This window comes from Streptomyces sp. NPDC001920 (genome assembly GCF_053594495.1).
The window spans coordinates 159,902-175,884 of sequence record NZ_JBSFEP010000004.1; the positions used below are offsets into that span (position 1 = coordinate 159,902).

Here is a 15,983-nt window from a genome sequence, read left to right on the forward strand (position 1 = left end):
CGAGAAGGGCTGCTCGGGCGGGGATGCTCGGGCGTGGAAAGGACAGGTACATGGAACGGGCGGCCGTGTTCGACGTCGACGGCACCCTCGTCGACACCAACCACCTGCACGTGACGACCTGGTGGGAGGCGTTCCGGCAGGCGGGCCACCAGGTGCCCATGCACGCCGTCCACCGGGCCGTCGGCCTCGGCTCCACCGATCTGATCGCCCACCTCCTCGGCGACGACCGCGACAAGGACCAGGACGCCGGGCTGAGCGACGCCCACAAGGCGCTGTACGGCCAGTACTTCGACCGGCTGCCGCCGCTGCGGGACGCCGGACGCCTGCTGCGGCGCCTCGACCAGGAGGGCTGGCGGGTCGTCCTGGCGACCTCGGCCGGAGGGGCGGAGCTGACCGCGCTGCGCCGGGCGATCTCCGCGGACGACGCGATCGTCGCCACCGCGAGCGCCGACGACGTGCAGGAGGGCAAGCCCGCGCCGGAGCCCGTCGAGCACGCCCTGGAGCTGGCGGGGGTGCCGGCCGAGCGCGCGGTCTTCGTCGGCGACACCGTGTGGGACATGCGGGCCGGGACCCTGGCCGGCGTGCGCTGCGTGGGCCTGCTGTGCGGCGGCATCCCGCGGGCCGACCTCGTGGACGCGGGCGCGCAGGCGGTCTACGACGATCCGGCCGACCTTCTCGCGTCCCTGGCGGACAGCCCTTTGGCCGAGGTTCCGGCCGACCGGTGAGGGTGACGCGGATCACCCCGAATCGCTCCGGAGTCCGGAACACCCAAAGGTCGTTGCCCGTTGAACGACACGTGGGTGCGGATGGGACAGTGTCCCCGGGCCTCACCTTTCGCCCACAGGGACGATCGTTCGGCTGAAGCCCTGTGGAGCCTTTCGCCGAGAGGCGACCGCCATCCGCGCCCACCCTCGACCGCCCCGACCGGAATCCCCCGTCCGGTCGGGGCTTTCCTCTGCCGCGGCCTTGCGACGGGCGCCCCTTGACTTCGAGAGCACTTCAATTCGTAGCGTTCCCGGCATGATCATCGAACAGCAGCACAGGATCGGTTCCGGCTTCGACGGGACGAGCACCGCGGACGACGTCCTCCAGGGCATCGACCTGACCGGGAAGCTCTCCCTCGTCACCGGCGGCTACTCGGGCATCGGCCTGGAGACCACCCGGGCACTGACCAGGGCCGGCGCCCGTGTCATCGTCCCCGCACGTCGTCCGGCCGAGGCGCGAAAGGCCCTGGACGGTCTGCCGGGCGTCGAGGTGGACGAGCTGGACCTCGCCGACCTGGAGAGCGTCCGCGGTTTCGCGGAGCGCCTCCTCGCCTCCGGGCGCTCCCTGGACCACGTCATCGACAGCGCCGGGGTGATGGCATGCCCCGAGACCCGCGTCGGGCCCGGCTGGGAGGCCCATTTCGCCATCAACCACCTCGGCCACTTCGCCCTCGTCAACCGCCTGTGGCCGGCTCTCGAACCCGGCGGTGCGCGCGTGGTGTCCGTCTCCTCCGGCGGCCACCACCTGACCGGCATGCGCTGGGACGACGTCCACTGGACCCGGGGCTACGACAAGTGGGCTGCGTACGGGCAGGCCAAGACCGCGAACGTCCTGTTCGCCGTGCACCTGGACCGGCTCGCCCGGGACTTCGGCGTGCGTGCCTTCGCCCTGCACCCCGGCGCCATCCTCACGCCGTTGCAGCGGCACCTGGCCCGGGAGGAGATGGTGGAGCGTGGCTGGATCGACGAGCAGGGCACGCCGCTGAACCCCGCCGGTTTCAAGACCCCGCAGCAGGGCGCGGCCACCCAGGTGTGGGCGGCGACCTCGCCCCTGCTGGCCGGTCTGGGGGGCCTGTACCTGGAGGACTGCGAGGTCGCCGGGCCCGCGCCCGCGGACGGCACGATGCGCGGCGTCAAGGACTGGGCCCTCGACCCGGCGCAGGCGGCCCGCCTGTGGGCGCTGTCGGCCGAGCTGACGGGCGTGGACGCGTTCGCCGCCTGACGTGTGCCCGGAGCGTGTGAGCGGGCCGCGGGGGTACTCGGGCTCGCGTCCCCACCGCGTTCGGAAGGAGCCGCAGGTGAGCAGCGAACCGGCCCGCAGGATCGTGGTCACCGGTGCCACGGGCAACGTAGGTACGAGCGTGGTGCGGCTCCTCTCGGAGGATCCGGAGGTCGGCTCCGTCCTGGGGCTGGCCCGCCGGATCCCCGACTGGTCGCCGCCGAAGACGGACTGGGCCGCCGTGGACCTGGCGTCCGAACAGGCCGATCCGGCCGGCCTCTTCGAGGGCGCCTCGGCCGTCGTGCATCTGGCCTGGGCCTTCCAGCCGACCCACGATCCGGCGGCGACCTGGCGGACGAACGTGCTCGGCAGCATTCGCGTGTTCGAGGCGGCGGCCGCGGCGAAGGTCCCGACACTGGTGCACGCCTCGTCGGTCGGCGCGTACTCGCCGGGCCCGAAGGACCACGCGGTGGACGAGTCGTGGCCCACGCACGGATGGCCGGACGCCGCGTACTGCCGGGAGAAGGCCTACCTGGAGCGGGCGCTGGACGCCTTCGACCGGTCCCACCCCCGGGTGCGTGTGGTGCGGATGCGGCCGGCCTTCCTGTTCAAGCGGGAGTCGGCGAGCGAGCAGCGTCGCATCTTCGGCGGCCGCTTCCTGCCGGGGCCGCTCGCGCGCCCGGATCTGCTGCCGTTCCTGCCCGACGTCCCGGGGCTGCGGGTGCAGGCCCTGCACACCGACGACGCGGCCCGGGCGTACCAGCTCGCCGTGAAGTCCGACGTGCGGGGCGCGTTCAACCTCGCGGCCGAGCCGCCGGTCGACGCGGACCTGCTGGGCGAGATGCTCGGCACCCGCAGGATCCGGCTGCCGCGTACGGCGGCCCGCTCGGCGATCGCCGCCGCGTGGGGGCTGCACCTGCTGCCCGCTTCCCCGCACCTTTTCGACGCGGTGCTCAGGCTGCCCCTGATGGACTGCACCCGCGCGCGTACGGAGCTGGGCTGGCGGCCGGAGCGGACCGCGCCGGAGGTGCTGGAGGAGTTCCTGCAGGGGATGCAGCGCGGGGAGGGCGCGGCGACGGAGCCGCTGCGGGGCCGCAAGGTGGGCTGACGGCCGCCGCGGGCTCCTCGACTCGACCGGGCCGTCCGACCCGGTCCGTCCTCAGCCGGTCGGCTCCTCGGGCTGCGGATGTTCGGTAGGGGCGGTGCCCGCCTGCTGTGATCCCTGGCGGCCGGTGCCCGCCTCGTCCGTGTCGGGGACGTCGTCCGCTTCCTTGTCGTCCGTGCGCTCGACAGGAATGTCCACGGGTATGTCCAAGGGGTCCTCGCCCGGTGCCGCCTGCTGGTCCGGCATGTCGCGCGGTATCGGCTCGGTGGTCTGCTCCGGTGTCCCGTGACCGTCGTCGGCCATGGCGCTCCTCCCTCGCCTCGTCCAAGGTCGTTCGAAGGCCCCGCGAGTACCGCCCCGGCCGACGGCGAAACCTCGGTGCGGTACCTGCTCCGCCGGTGACCTGCGCCAGTCCGGCGAGGGCTCTCGGGGTGGCCCGGCGCCGGGCGCGGAGGCGTTCGCGAGCGGCGTGTCCGCGTCGCGCGCCGCCACGACCCTCCGCTACGAGGCCAGGTCCTCGATCTCGGCCAGCGCCGCCACCAGCTCGGGGGCGACCGTCTCCTGGACCCACCGGTGCTGTTCGGCGTCGGCTGCCCGGGGCACCGTCTCCGTGAGCATGATCAGGTAGAGGTAGGCGCGGTAGAGGGCGAGCCGAAGGCGGGCCGGAACGTCGAAGTGGGCCCGTCCGCCGGCCTCCCGGTAGCCCGCCAGGAACGCCTCGTCCTCCCTGATGTCCGCAAGCAGCGCCAGGGAGACGAAGTCGGCCAGCGGATCGCCCCAGAACATGCGCTCCCCGTCGATGAGCCCGCCGATCCGGGCCTCTCCCGACGCCCGGTCCACCAGGATGTTGCCCCGCCACAGGTCGAAGTGGACCAGACGGGGGACGGTGACCTCGTCCAGGGCGTCGTGGGCGGCCCGCAGCGTCCGGGCGACGGCGTCGGCGGGGAGCGGCAGCCGGGCCCCGTACCGGCGGGCGTCGTCCAGGACGGCGTCGAGCATGCCGGTGAACGCGGTGCGCCAGTCGGGGGCGAGCGGGCCGAGGGCACCTGAGGGGTAGCCGAAGGCGGGGCCCTGCACGGTGTGGAGCCGGGCGACCTGGCGGCCCAGTTCGGTGCGCAGCGAGTCTTGTTCGGCCGGTGTGAGGGAGCCGTTCCAAAGCTCGCCCGGGCAGGCGGTCATCAGCAGGTGGGCGCCCAGGGTGACGACGCGCGGCGCCGGGACGTCCGCCTTGGCCGCGTGGCGGTAGAACTCCGCCTCCGACACGAGGAGTTCCCTCTCATGGCTCAGCCCCGGGACGGTCGGTGCGGGCGGCACCTTCAGCACGTACCGGCTGCCGTCGGTGAGGAGCAGTTCCTCGACCGTGTTGTACGTGCCGCCCGACAGCGGGCGCAGACGAGCCAGGTCTCCCGGCGGCAGGCCCGCCCGCGCCAGGACCTGCCGGGCTCGTTCCCAGGAGTCCACCATCGTGCGCTCGCCCTCCCCCTCGGTCAGCCGGCCGCGTGGACGTCCTCGACGTAACGGCCGTCCGCGATCAGTGTGTTCGAGCCATCGCTCGGCCGCCGTGCCGTGGGCGCCGGGCGTGCGGTCCCGGTACAGCGTACGGAACGCCTCCCGTACGCCCTGCGCCATCCGGGAACCGTCGCCGCACATGTACACCGCGGCCTGCGCGGCGTGCAGCTCGTCGGTGTGCAGGAAGTCGGCGTCCGGGGCGTCGCAGCCGAAGTGGCAGAGGGCGTGGGCGAGTTCGGTGCCGGTCGCGAGGGCGGCGGTGCGGTCGGCGATGGTGCCGCGGAACGGGGCGAGGCCGGTGCCCGCCGCGACCATGACGACGGGTGTGCCGGCGTCGATCCGGAACGCCTCCCGGCACGGCTGGACGCAGGCGAACGCCGTGTCACCGAGGGCGCCACGACCACCCAGGTCGCCCGGGATGCCGGCCTTACGGTGGACGGGGTGAACCACCACCCGCGGCGGCTGTCGGCCCGGTGGGGCGCGGCCCACCGCACGGAACCGGTCGCCCGGGCCTACGCGCTGGATGTGCTCGCCCCTGGCGTGTGGCCACCGGCGCCCGCGATCTCCGAAAGAGGAGCCGGGGAAAGCCGGAGCAGCACCACCGAAAATCGGTGGCTCCCCCTCATCCGGCCTGCCTAGCCTAGGCAAGAACCTAGAGCCCCTAGGTTCATGTGGGATCACCTACCTGGAGGCTCCGTATGAGGCCACTCACCGAGCAGGACATCCGCAACTCCTTCATCAACTGCTCGAAAGGCGAGGCCAAGCGCCTGTCCCTCCCCCGCGATCTCGCCGAACGCCCTTGGGACGATCTCGACTTCCTGGGCTGGCGTGATCCAGGGGCGCCCGATCGAAGCTACCTGGTCACCGAACGGGACGGGCGGCCGGTCGGAATCACCCTGCGCTTCACGACCGCGCAGCGCAGCCTCCTTCGGCACAGCATGTGCTCGCTGTGCCTGACGTCCCATCCGCGAGGCGGGGTCTCCTTGATGACGGCCCGCAAGGCGGGACCCGCGGGCCGTGAGGGCAACTCGGTCGGCCTGTACATGTGCACCGACCTGGCCTGCTCGCTCTATCTGCGCGGCAAGAAGATCCCGGAAGCGGGCCCACGGATCGAGGAGAGCCTGACGCCGCAGGAGCAGATCGCCCGGGCCACGGGCAATCTGGCGGCCTTCCTGGACCAGCTGTACACCTGACCGGTCAGCGATCCCGCAGCCTGGCCGCCGCCACGCCGTGCAGGTGGATCAGGACGTCGTGGCTGCGCGCGATGGCGGTGTCGTGCTCCGGCTCCGGGTACGCCGTGCCGATGCTGCGGGTCGGCCTCGCCTCCCTCAGCCAGGCACGGGCCGGTGACGGCACGGTCCGCAGATCGACGACGTAGTCCCGAGGGGACACGCGGTCGAGCGTCGCCTCGTTGCTGCCGACGCCCGCCGGCCCCAGGGTGAACCTCCGTACGTTCCCGTCGGGTGCGGTGGCGTTGAACGAGCCGCGGTGGAAGGTGAAACCGACGCTGACGTACGCGTCACCGAGCCGGTCACGCAGGAAAGCGCCCTGCATCTTCGGGTAGTGGGCGGGGTCGTCCGGCACATAGGCGACATGCGCGTTGTGCGCCGACAGCAGGACCTTGGTGCCCGTGTGCCGCTCCCACCAGGCCACGTTGTCGGCCATGACCGAGTCGCGGTACCGCATGGCGGCCCTGAGCTGCCGGGCGTCCTCGAAGTCGAAGGCGTAGCCCCTGGCGGTCTGGTCGATGGCGGTGGCGTGCTGGACCGCCCAGTCGTACGCCTCCCGGTCGGCGCCCGGAGCCTGTCGTCGCAGCAGGTCCAGTGCCTCACCGGTGCGGGCCGCCATCCGCTTGCGCTCGGCGAACGGCGTGTTCAGGTACCGCTCGATGTAGGCGCCTGTCCCGACGGTGGGCCGCAGCCCCCGGTACAGCTCCGCGAAACGGGCCAGGAGGCGGGGATGCGCGCGTGCCACGTAGTCCGTCACCTGGTCGTACAGCTCGGGACCGGCCCAGGCGAAGTCGTCGCCCATGAAGCGGACGGGGTCGTGCGGGTGGTGCCGGTTGTAGGCGCGCATCCATTCGACGAGCCGCAGATAGTCGGAGTTGTTCCACCACAGGTAGTCGCGCTGGAACTCCTCGCGCATGATGCGCCGCGGGTCGCCCTTGCCGTACCGCACGTAGTCGTCGAGGCGCAGGCCGGTGCTCCAGGGGGCCTCCAGCGCGAAGGTGCGCAGACCCCTCTCCTCGACGAGGTGGCGGAAGACGCGGTCCTTGAGGGCGAAGAAGTCGTGCGAGCCGTGGGTGGCCTCGCCCAGACCGACCACCCGGGCACCGCCGATCATCCGTTCCAGAGCTCGCAGATCAGCGCTGTCGCCGCCCGGTTCGACGGTCCGCAGGGGATGGGCGGCGCGGTCGAGCGCTGCGACGACCGTGGTGGTGGAGGACGGGGTCGCCGCGGCCGGGATGCCGGTCGTCAGGGCGGCGAGGATGATGAACAGGGTCAGTAACAGTCCGGTCCGATGGCGATGCATGATCCAAGGCTTGCGTGCCGGACTCGCGGGGACCATGGGGCGACCCGCCGTCCCCGAGTGCGGGCAGCCACCGGAGAAGGCGGGGGGTTCTCCTCAGTTCCGGATCCGCCGAGCCGGTCTGCCCCGCGCGGGTGTCGATGATCACCAGCCCGGCCCCTTGCCGTACTCCCGCCGCCGTGATCACCCTGGGGAGCCTTGCGGACCGTTGCGTTCCGCAACCGGTGCGCCGGAGGGATCTGTGGAAGAGGAAAGGGAACGACCCGAGGATGCAAGACGTGAGTGAGGCGACGGAGTTCCGGGAGTGGCTCGGGAAGCTGCGCCGGGATCCCGTGGTCGTCCAGACGCTGCGGTCGGCGGCCGCGGCGACGATCGCCTACGTCATCGCGCTGCGGCTCAGTCCGGAGGCGGCACCGCTGACCGCGCCCCTGACAGCGCTGCTGGTCGTCCAGGTCACCTTCTACGCCACGCTCACCAACGGCATCCGCCGGGTGAACTCCGTGGTGGCCGGCGTGCTGGTGGCCATCGCCTTCAGCCTTCTGGTCGGCCTGACCTGGTGGAGTCTGGCCCTGCTGATCGTGGCCGCGCTGGGGGTCGGGCACCTCGTGCGGGTCAACGAGTACGTACCCGAGGTGGCGATCAGCGCGATGCTGGTCCTCGGGGTCACCACCGTCGGGGACACGGCGTGGGCGCGGATCCTGGAGACGCTGATCGGCGCCGTGGTCGGGCTCGGCTTCAACCTGCTCCTCGCACCGCCGGTGTGGGTGGACGAGGCCGGCGAGTCGCTGGGGGACCTGGCCCGCCGGCTGCGGCAGTTGATGCTGCGCATCGGTGAGGAGGCCGCCGGGCGACAGCCGTTCGAGCAGGCCGCGGCCCGGCTGCACGAGGCGCGCCGGCTCGACCACGACATCGTGGAGGTGGACGCGGCGCTCAGGCAGGCGGAGGACAGCCTGCGGCTCAACCCGCGCGTACGCGAGGGGCTGCTGCACCGGGTCGTACTGCGCACCGGGCTGGACACCCTGGAGATCTGCACGGTCGTCCTGCGGGTGCTCGCGCGCACCCTCACCGACCTCGCGAAGGACCGGGAGCCCGAGCCGCTGTTCGCGAAGGAGACGGGCACGGTCCTGGAGCAGTTGCTGTCCGAGATCGCCGACGCGGTGGTCAGCTTCTCGGTGCTGGTCACCACGCATGTCAGCAGCAACGCCGACGCGGCCGAGTCCAGGCTCAGCGCGGAGCTGCGCACGGCGGCGGGTACCCGCGACAAGCTCGCCCTGCTGCTGCGTGAGGAGTCGGAGCGGGAGACGGAGCACTGGCAGCTGCTCGGCGCCGTCCTGACCGAGGTGAACCGCATTCTCGACGAGCTCGACACCGAGCACCGCTCGCGTCGTCTGCTGGAGGAACTGGACCGCGTGTCGCAGGAGCAGCGGGTGCGGATGCCGCGTTTGACCCGGTTGCGTGAGCGGATGGGCGTCCAGGAGCAGCTGTGGCGGAACCGGACGGGGATGGGCGGGCGTTCTCGCCAGTGAGCGCCGGGACGGGGCCGGCGCCGGACGCGAGGGAGCGGGCCGATGGCCGAGACGACCGTACGGATCGACGGAAACACGCTGCGGCTGCCGGGCGGTGTGGCGGTGCGGTTCATCCGTACGCTGCGGCTGCCCGAGTCGGGCACGCATCCGTTGCCGCCGGGGCTCGGCGAGTTCCCGGTCCGGCGGGTGGCGGATCACGCGGACTCGGTTCCCGAGGCGTGGCGGGCGCGCGGTGGTGTGATGCTGCCGGTGTACCTGCGGGAGGCGATGTGGCTGAGCTTCGGGGGCACCACGGAGCCGGCGGCCCTCCAGGTCGGGGTGGGCAAGGTGTGCGCGGTCTCAGGAAAGCCGTGGAGCGACCGGCTGTCGCGCAAGCCGCAGAACTACGTCGTGCTGCCCCGCCAGCCGTGGCTGGACGGCATCAACTCGGGCAAGGGCACGGTCCGCCAGTTCGTGGCGGTGCCGCTGGGCCTGGGCGCGACGGTCGAGGGTCAGGTCACCGGCGAGGAGGTCTGGGGCGGCGTACAGCTGCAGTCGTTCCCGCTGAAGGAGGACCGGCTGGCGCGGTGGCGTGAGGAGGAGCGGCGCCGGGCGGAGCAGGCGCGGGCGGTGCCGCAGTACGGCGGATACGGCGCCCCTGCCATGCCGATGGCGGCCCCGCCCGCGCCGGGCTCGGTCCCGGCGCCCGCGGCCGCTCCCGGCAGCCGGCGGCCCCGGGCCGCGGCGGCCATGGGTCTGGGCGTCGGCGGTTCGATGCGTCAGGAGGTCTACCAGGACGACCGTGCGCTGTCGGACTGGGCCGACCGTCCCGCCGGCCGGGTCTTCGTCCATCTGGTGACGCCTCCGGAGTGGCGGCGGATCACGGGTGAGGCTCCCCCGCCGTCGCCGGTGGACCGGGCGGCGTACACGCGTGCGGGGCTGCCCTGGTTCGACTACTACGACCAGGACGCCGAGGATCTCGCCCCGACGGACGCGCTGGGGGCGGTGAAGCCGGTCGGCGACTGGCTCGGTGACGACCACGAGCCCTGGCATGCGCCCTCGCCCGGCCAGGTGACGCCACTCGGGGACGCACCGGGCAAGCCGGTGCAGGACGGGGACTGGTGAACGGAACCGCACCCTGACCGCCGTTGCACTCTCCACAACAGTCGTTGCTTTTCTTGCGCTCGACCGGCGATCCGCGCAAAGGTGGCCGTCGCGACCGCGACGACCGACGACCTGAGGTGTGGACATGGGCTGTGGTGGGCTGAGCAGGCGCCGGTTCGTCGGAGCCCTCGCCGGTTCGGCCGCCGGCATGACCCTCCCGGCGGCCACGGCGTGCGACGACGCAGCGGCGCCCGCGGACCCGTCCGGCACGGCCTCGGCGTCGAGGACGCCCGGGACACGTCCGAGCGCCCAGGCCGGCAGTCGTGCGCCCTCCGGCCCTCGCCCCCTCTACCTCGGCACCTACACCTCCGCCGAGGGCGGCGGCACGGGCATCGGCCTCGCCACGTACGACCCGGCCACGGGTCGTGTCACCGGCGCCGGAACGATCAAGGGCGTGGGCGACCCCTCGTACCTGGCACCGCACCCGAACGGCCGCACGCTGTACGCGGTGGACGAGCGCGAGGACGGGGCCGTGACCGCGGTCCGCCTGGCCGACCGCAAGGTCCTGGGGAGCCGGAGCACCGGCGGGGCGGCGCCGTGCCATCTGTCGGTGCATCCGAGCGGGCGCTGGCTGCTGAGCGCCAACTACGGCGGGGGCAGTGTGGCCGTGCACCCGATCGACGCCTCGGGCGGGCTCGGCGAGCGCACCGACCTGGTCACGCACTCCGGTCCGCCGCCCGGTCCCGGGCAGGAGGGCCCGCACGCCCACCAGGTCCTCACCAGCCCCGACGGCGGCCATGTGCTCGCCGTCGACCTGGGCACGGACACCGTGTACAGCTACCGGCTCGACCTGAAGGCGGGCACGCTCACCGCGGTCGCCCGGGCACGGACGAAGCCGGGTGCGGGGCCGCGCCATCTCACCTTCCATCCGGGCGGCCGGTTCGCGTACCTGGCGAACGAGGTCGACAACACCGTCGCGGTGTGCTCGTACGACCCCGGGGCGGGCCGGCTGACGATCGGCGACGGTCAGTCCACGGGGACGGGCTCGGTCACCAACCATCCGGCGCAGATCGTGGTGACAGCGAACGGCCGCTACGCCTACCTCGCCAACCGGGGGCACAACAGCCTCGCGCGCTACGCGGTGGAGTCGGACGGCGCCCGGCTCAGCCTGCTCGACACGGTGCCGGTCGCCGGGGACTTCCCGCGGCAGATCGCCCTCTCACCGGACGGCGCGCTGCTGTTCGCGTCGAACCAGCGGTCGAGCACCGTCAGCGTCTTCCATGTCGACGAGGACAGCGGTGAGCTGCGGCTCGCGGGTGAGCCGTTCGCGTCACCCGTCGCCGTCTGCGCGCTGCCGCTGTAGCGCGCGCGGGCAGGAGGCGGCGCTGGCCTGGGCGAGCAGGACGTGCATGCGCTCGGTGAGTTGCGCGACGTCGTCGGCGGGGCGGTGGAAGGGCAGGCGTACGTCGCCCTGGGCGCGGACGCGCTCGATGCGCAGCGTCAGTCCGTGCCGGTCGACGGCGAGGGGCTGGACGCGTACCGCGCCGTGCAGGCTGTCGGGCTCGACGAGACGGGTGAGCCGTTCGACGGCGTCCGGGTGGCAGTCGGCGAGGTGTGTGAGCAGCCGGGCCTCGGCGGTGGCCAGCGGGTCGGGCGTGGCGGCGGCGAACTCGTCGAGGTCGACGACCACGGCGCCGGAAGGCCGGCGCAGCACGATCCTGGTGGCCTGGAAGGCGAGTTCGTCCGCCTCGGGGGTGAACCAGCCGGACAGCCAGAGCCGGGCGCGGATCCGCCCCCGCACGGGTACGGGGGCGACGTCGGCGAACTCCAGGACGGCCGAGGGCTGCGCGCGGGGTGCGCAGATCGCCGCCGTCCTGAGTGCGCTGTCCTCCGGCACGGCCAGCAGGACGCGACCGTCCTCGGTCACGGTGTGCGCGCCGACGAGTTCCTCGCGGCAGCCCTCCGCCGTCACCGCGCAGGACCACGCGGCGGCGAGCACCGACCGGGCCCGTTCCGCCGCGGAAGGCGCGGCCGCCCAGGCTTGGCTGTCACCCATCCCATACCTCCTTAGGTAAGCCTCACCTAACCTATCGAAGATCGGGCCGCACGCCAACCGGCCCCGCCGTTCCCATGCGACCTCTTTGCCACCGAAGGAGGCGCTCAGGGCGCGATGACGCCGAGCAGGGCGCGGGCACACAGGTCGCGCACCTGCTCCCGGGAGAGCTCCGAGTCCCGCAGCCACTCCAGGCAGACGGCGGTGGTGAACGCCAGCCAGCCCCGTACGGCGAGCCGGACGTCGGGCCGCCCCTCGAAGGCCGCGCCGAACTCGGGGTCCGCCGCCATCGCCGCCAGGATCTGCTTCTCCTGTGCGGCCAGTGCGCGCCGGTAGACCGTGCGCACGGCCTGGTCGCCGGCCGCGTCGGCACGATGGAAGGCGCGGTAGCCGTGGGCGTGCGCCTCGACGTACCCCAGGAACGCGTCGAGACCCGCGGCGAGTTGCTCGCGCACCGCAACCCCGGGCACCGCCGCGGTCATCCGCAGCATGCGCTCGCTCTCCCGCTCGACGACGGCCGCGAAGAAGTCCCGCTTGGTCGGGAAGTAGTGGTAGAGCAGCCCGCGCGAGACACCGGCGATCTCTGCGACCTGCTCGATCCACACCTCGTCGTACGGGCTCTCCGAGAACAGCCGCGCCCCCACCGCGAGGAGCTGCTCACGGCGTTCCTCCGTACTGAGCCGGCGGCGGGTGCGCTCGCCCTGGTTCGCGGCCATGCCGGCACTTTACTTGACGTGGATTCAACGACGGGACCACACTGGAGCGCGCTATTGAACCCACGTACAACTAGCTCAATCTGCCGCTTGATCGAGGGAGATCGCGCCATGGCGGAGACGACGACCGGGACCGGGCTGCCGAAGGGGTTCCGCAGCGCCGAGCAGGGCTGGCCGGAGCTGCACCGCATACCCCGCCCCCCGCACCGGCTCCCGCTGCTCGGCGACGTACTGGGGGCCGACCGGCGTACGCCGGTGCAGGACTCCCTGCGCTTCGCGCGGCAGTTGGGGCCGATCTTCCGGCGCAAGGCGTTCGACAAGGAGTTCGTGTTCGTGTGGGGCGCCGGCCTCGCCGCCGACATGGCGGACGAGGCGCGGTTCGCCAAGCACGTCGGTCTGGGCATCGCCAATCTGCGGCCGGTCGTCAAGGACGGGCTGTTCACGGCCTACAACCACGAGCCGAACTGGCAGTTGGCGCACGACGTCCTCGCCCCGGGCTTCAGCCGGGACGCCATGGCCGGCTACCACCCGATGATGCTGGCCGTGGCCGACCGGCTCATGGACCACTGGGACCGCGAGCTGGAGGCGGGCCGGGCGGCGGACGTGCCCGGCGACATGACCAGGCTGACCCTGGAGACCATCGCCCGTACCGGCTTCGGCCACGACTTCGGCTCCTTCGAGCGATCCCGACCGCATCCCTTCGTGACGGCGATGGTCGGCACGCTCAGCCACGCGCAGCGGCTCAACGCCGTGCCCTGGCCCTTCCTGCTGCGGCGGGCCGGGCGCCGCAACGACGCCGACATCGCGTACCTCAACCGCACGGTCGACGACCTGGTCAGCGCCCGCACGGCCGGCGGACCCGGGGACGGGGACCTGCTGGACCGGATGCTGGAGACCGCCCACCCGGAGACGGGCGAACGCCTCTCCCCGCAGAACGTGCGCCGCCAGGTGATCACCTTCCTGGTGGCCGGGCACGAGACCACCTCGGGCGCCCTCTCCTTCGCCCTGCACTACCTCTCCCGGCATCCGGACGTCGCCGCCCGGGCCCGCGCCGAGGTGGACCGCGTCTGGGGCGACATGGCGACGCCCGGTTACGAACAGGTGGCGAGGTTGCGGTACGTGCGCCGCGTACTCGACGAGTCCCTGCGGTTGTGGCCGACGGCGCCCGCCTTCGCCCGGGAGGCCCGCGAGGACACGGTGCTCGACGGGACCCATCCGATGCGGCGGGGGGCCTGGGCGCTGGTGCTCACGGCGATGCTGCACCGCGACCCGGAGGTGTGGGGCCCGGACGCCGAGCGGTTCGACCCGGACCGCTTCGAACCGGGGGCCGTACGGTCCCGTCCGCCCCACACCTTCAAGCCGTTCGGAACCGGGGCGCGGGCGTGCATCGGGCGGCAGTTCGCGCTGCACGAGGCCACGCTGGTGCTGGGGCTGCTGCTGCGCCGGTACGACCTGCGGGCCGACCCGGGTTACCGGCTGCGGGTGACCGAGCGGTTGACGCTGATGCCGCACGGGCTGCGGCTGCACCTGGAGCGGCGGGCGGCGGCCGGCACGGGGAAGTCCGTGCCCGCGGCGCCGGACACGGGGTCCACCGCGGCCAGGGACGTGACGGGCCGGGCCTCAGGCGCCCGCTGTCCAGTGCACGGGGCGGCTGACTGAGGCGGGCAGTCGGGTGCCCGCACCGCCGCGGGCCGCGTTCAGCTGTGGCTGGGTCAGGAAGAAGGCGCCCGTCAGATCGGCGTCCGTGAGGTCGGTGTCGCGCAGGTCGGCGCCGGTCAGGTCGGCGGCTATGAGGTAGGCACCGCGCAGGTTGGCTCCGCGCAGATCGGCCCCCTTGAGCCGGGCGCCCATCAAGTCCGCCCCCCGGCGGTTCTTCCGGCGTCCCCCCATGCCCGCCCGTGCCAGCTCGCTGGTCTTCAGCAGGAGCTCGTTGACCTCCTGCCGATGGGCGGCCACGTCCACCTCCGCGAGCTCCTCGGGGGCCCGGAGGGTGAGCGCCTCGGTCGTCGCGAGGATCGTGCGCAGCTCGGGGTGGAGGGGGTGGGCGGCGGGCAGGGTGAGTGCCTCCGTCAGGTACCAGAGCAGTTCGTGGAGCTGGCGGACGACCGGGAAGACCTCGAACATGCGGCGGGCGTGCGCCGGGGAGCCAGTGCGCCAGTCCTGGCCGCCGAAGGTTCCCTGCGAGACCTTCTGGCCCGCGCCGAAGCAGTCGTAGACGGTGCAGCCGGTGAAGCCGCGCTGCCTGAGCCGCGCGTGGATGCCGCAGCGGTGGTCGTCCCGGAGGTTGCGGCAGGGGGTACCGGCGTCCTTGTCGACGGCGAAGTCCGCCGAGGCCGCGAAGGGCAGCGCCACACAGCACAGCCCGAAGCAGTTCGCGCAGTCCCCGCGCAGGTCGGCGAGGGCACCGGGGTGATCTTTCATGCCATCAGCCTAATGTCCGCCCGCGGACGACGGCTCACCGAGGAAATCTCGCGCCCCGCGGGGCCGTCGAGGGCGGGCAGGTCGAGAGCGGCCGGCCGCTCCGTGTCGGCCAGGATGTACATCGCGGTGATCCGGCCGCCGACGACGGTGACGCCCATGACCGACAGCGGCCGGCCTTCGGGGGCGTTGACGACCCCGACCGCGCCGTTGACGAGCGCGAGCCGCATGGACCGCGCGAACTGCCACACAGCATCGCATCGCGGCTCCCGCGTCCGTCGAAAGGCCGCCGCGGGGCTACCGGCTGAACAGCTCGAACGCCACGGCCGGCTTCCCGCCGAAGCGCTCCCCGGTGGCCTCGGCGTTCGCGGTGAGGAACCCACGGGCGTACGTCTCCGGGTCCTCGTCCGTCAACGCCTCGATGTAGGTGCGGTGTTCGAGCAGTGAGCGCACCGCGCGCTCCAGACCGGCGGTCGCGTCCGCCGCGTGCGTGGGTGCGCTGGAGCCCGCGACGGCGACCCAGCGGACGCCGTCCCACGGCTGGAGGCCCTGCTCCACGAGTTCCGGGAAGATCCAGCGGTTGCCCGCGTCCCCGGCCGCGTCCAGCGTGGCGCGCCCGACCGCCACATGGTCCGGCGTGTTCCAGGCGACACCGCCCCAGGTATCCCGGTGGTTGAGGGTGATCACCAGCTCGGGTCGGTGCCGGCGGATCGCGGCGGCGATGTCGCGGCGCAGTGCGGTGCCGTACTCGATCACGCCGTCCTCGTGGTCGAGGAACTCCACCGCCGACACCCCGACCACCGCCGCGCTGGCCCGCTGCTCACGCTCGCGCAGCGGACCGCACTTCGCGGGCTCCAGCGTGTCGATGCCGGCCTCCCCCCGCGTGGCCAGGACATAGGTGACCTCACGGCCGGCGTCGGTCCAGGCGGCGATCGCCGCCGAGCAGCCGTACTCCAGGTCGTCCGGGTGCGCGACGACGGCGAGCGCGCGCTGCCAGTCGTCAGGCATGGGCTTCAGTTGAGTGATCGTCGGCTCGGTCATGCCCGCACACTAACCGGTGGCAC

Annotated in this window: 16 protein-coding genes and 1 pseudogene; 8 read left to right on the forward strand and 9 right to left on the reverse strand. The window is 72.9% G+C overall.

What is annotated here, in order from left to right:
• Positions 1-50: 50 nt before the first annotated feature.
• From ACWCPI_RS08270 to ACWCPI_RS08280, 3 genes are all read left to right on the forward strand, one after another.
• Positions 51-725 (forward strand): HAD family hydrolase, encoded by a 675-nt coding sequence (locus ACWCPI_RS08270; RefSeq protein WP_451037334.1) that lies wholly within the window; start codon positions 51-53, stop codon positions 723-725.
• Between the two features lie 295 nt (positions 726-1,020).
• Positions 1,021-1,986, forward strand: coding sequence for an SDR family NAD(P)-dependent oxidoreductase (locus ACWCPI_RS08275; protein WP_451037335.1), 966 nt, complete (start codon positions 1,021-1,023; stop codon positions 1,984-1,986).
• A 76-nt stretch (positions 1,987-2,062) separates the two neighbouring features.
• Entirely contained in the window at positions 2,063-3,091 is a 1,029-nt protein-coding gene (locus ACWCPI_RS08280; protein ID WP_451037336.1) for an SDR family oxidoreductase, read from the forward strand.
• Positions 3,092-3,142: 51 nt separating this feature from the next.
• On the opposite strand, the gene ACWCPI_RS08285 is transcribed toward ACWCPI_RS08280, so the two are convergent.
• The 3 genes and pseudogenes from ACWCPI_RS08285 to ACWCPI_RS08295 all read right to left on the reverse strand — a co-directional run.
• Entirely contained in the window at positions 3,143-3,391 is a 249-nt protein-coding gene (locus ACWCPI_RS08285; RefSeq protein ID WP_451037337.1) for a hypothetical protein, read from the reverse strand.
• Positions 3,392-3,589: 198 nt separating this feature from the next.
• Positions 3,590-4,552 (reverse strand): phosphotransferase family protein, encoded by a 963-nt coding sequence (locus ACWCPI_RS08290; RefSeq protein WP_451037338.1) that lies wholly within the window; start codon positions 4,550-4,552, stop codon positions 3,590-3,592.
• Between the two features lie 23 nt (positions 4,553-4,575).
• Positions 4,576-4,984 (reverse strand): annotated as a pseudogene (locus ACWCPI_RS08295) (reductase); the annotation flags it as partial.
• Positions 4,985-5,295: 311 nt separating this feature from the next.
• On the opposite strand from ACWCPI_RS08295, the gene ACWCPI_RS08300 reads away from it, so the two are divergent.
• Positions 5,296-5,790 carry an FBP domain-containing protein gene (locus ACWCPI_RS08300; protein WP_451037339.1) on the forward strand — a complete coding sequence of 165 codons (495 nt, stop codon included), beginning with the start codon at positions 5,296-5,298 and terminating at the stop codon, positions 5,788-5,790.
• 4 nt (positions 5,791-5,794) lie between these two features.
• On the opposite strand, the gene ACWCPI_RS08305 is transcribed toward ACWCPI_RS08300, so the two are convergent.
• The gene (locus ACWCPI_RS08305) at positions 5,795-7,129 is read right to left on the reverse strand and encodes an erythromycin esterase family protein (RefSeq protein ID WP_451037340.1); all 1,335 of its coding nucleotides are present in this window, start codon (positions 7,127-7,129) and stop codon (positions 5,795-5,797) included.
• A gap of 266 nt (positions 7,130-7,395) precedes the next feature.
• Between ACWCPI_RS08305 and ACWCPI_RS08310 the strand changes: the two genes are divergently transcribed.
• From ACWCPI_RS08310 to ACWCPI_RS08320, 3 genes are all read left to right on the forward strand, one after another.
• Positions 7,396-8,652: an FUSC family protein gene (locus tag ACWCPI_RS08310; protein ID WP_451037341.1), complete on the forward strand. Its 1,257-nt coding sequence runs from the start codon at positions 7,396-7,398 to the stop codon at positions 8,650-8,652.
• Between the two features lie 42 nt (positions 8,653-8,694).
• Complete coding sequence (locus ACWCPI_RS08315) at positions 8,695-9,756, forward strand: hypothetical protein (protein WP_451037342.1); 1,062 nt, start codon at positions 8,695-8,697, stop codon at positions 9,754-9,756.
• Positions 9,757-9,880: 124 nt separating this feature from the next.
• The gene (locus tag ACWCPI_RS08320) at positions 9,881-11,098 is read left to right on the forward strand and encodes a lactonase family protein (RefSeq protein ID WP_451037343.1); all 1,218 of its coding nucleotides are present in this window, start codon (positions 9,881-9,883) and stop codon (positions 11,096-11,098) included.
• On the opposite strand, the gene ACWCPI_RS08325 is transcribed toward ACWCPI_RS08320, so the two are convergent.
• Both ACWCPI_RS08325 and ACWCPI_RS08330 read right to left on the reverse strand, forming a co-directional pair.
• The gene (locus tag ACWCPI_RS08325) at positions 11,066-11,791 is read right to left on the reverse strand and encodes a DUF2470 domain-containing protein (protein WP_451037344.1); all 726 of its coding nucleotides are present in this window, start codon (positions 11,789-11,791) and stop codon (positions 11,066-11,068) included. The two genes, ACWCPI_RS08320 and ACWCPI_RS08325, sit on opposite strands and share 33 nt — an antisense overlap.
• A 104-nt stretch (positions 11,792-11,895) precedes the next feature.
• Positions 11,896-12,504 carry a TetR/AcrR family transcriptional regulator gene (locus tag ACWCPI_RS08330; RefSeq protein WP_451037345.1) on the reverse strand — a complete coding sequence of 203 codons (609 nt, stop codon included), beginning with the start codon at positions 12,502-12,504 and terminating at the stop codon, positions 11,896-11,898.
• A gap of 108 nt (positions 12,505-12,612) precedes the next feature.
• Between ACWCPI_RS08330 and ACWCPI_RS08335 the strand changes: the two genes are divergently transcribed.
• Positions 12,613-14,160 (forward strand): cytochrome P450, encoded by a 1,548-nt coding sequence (locus tag ACWCPI_RS08335; protein ID WP_451037346.1) that lies wholly within the window; start codon positions 12,613-12,615, stop codon positions 14,158-14,160.
• On the opposite strand, the gene ACWCPI_RS08340 is transcribed toward ACWCPI_RS08335, so the two are convergent.
• The 3 genes from ACWCPI_RS08340 to ACWCPI_RS08350 form a co-directional block, all read right to left on the reverse strand.
• Positions 14,122-14,922 carry a pentapeptide repeat-containing protein gene (locus ACWCPI_RS08340; RefSeq protein ID WP_451037347.1) on the reverse strand — a complete coding sequence of 267 codons (801 nt, stop codon included), beginning with the start codon at positions 14,920-14,922 and terminating at the stop codon, positions 14,122-14,124. The two genes, ACWCPI_RS08335 and ACWCPI_RS08340, sit on opposite strands and share 39 nt — an antisense overlap.
• Positions 14,919-15,149 carry a hypothetical protein gene (locus tag ACWCPI_RS08345; protein ID WP_451037348.1) on the reverse strand — a complete coding sequence of 77 codons (231 nt, stop codon included), beginning with the start codon at positions 15,147-15,149 and terminating at the stop codon, positions 14,919-14,921. The genes ACWCPI_RS08340 and ACWCPI_RS08345 overlap by 4 nt, the downstream gene beginning before the upstream one ends.
• A 67-nt stretch (positions 15,150-15,216) precedes the next feature.
• A complete protein-coding gene (locus ACWCPI_RS08350; RefSeq protein WP_451037349.1) occupies positions 15,217-15,960 on the reverse strand; it encodes a PIG-L deacetylase family protein in 744 nt (247 codons plus the stop codon).
• Positions 15,961-15,983 lie beyond the last annotated feature (23 nt).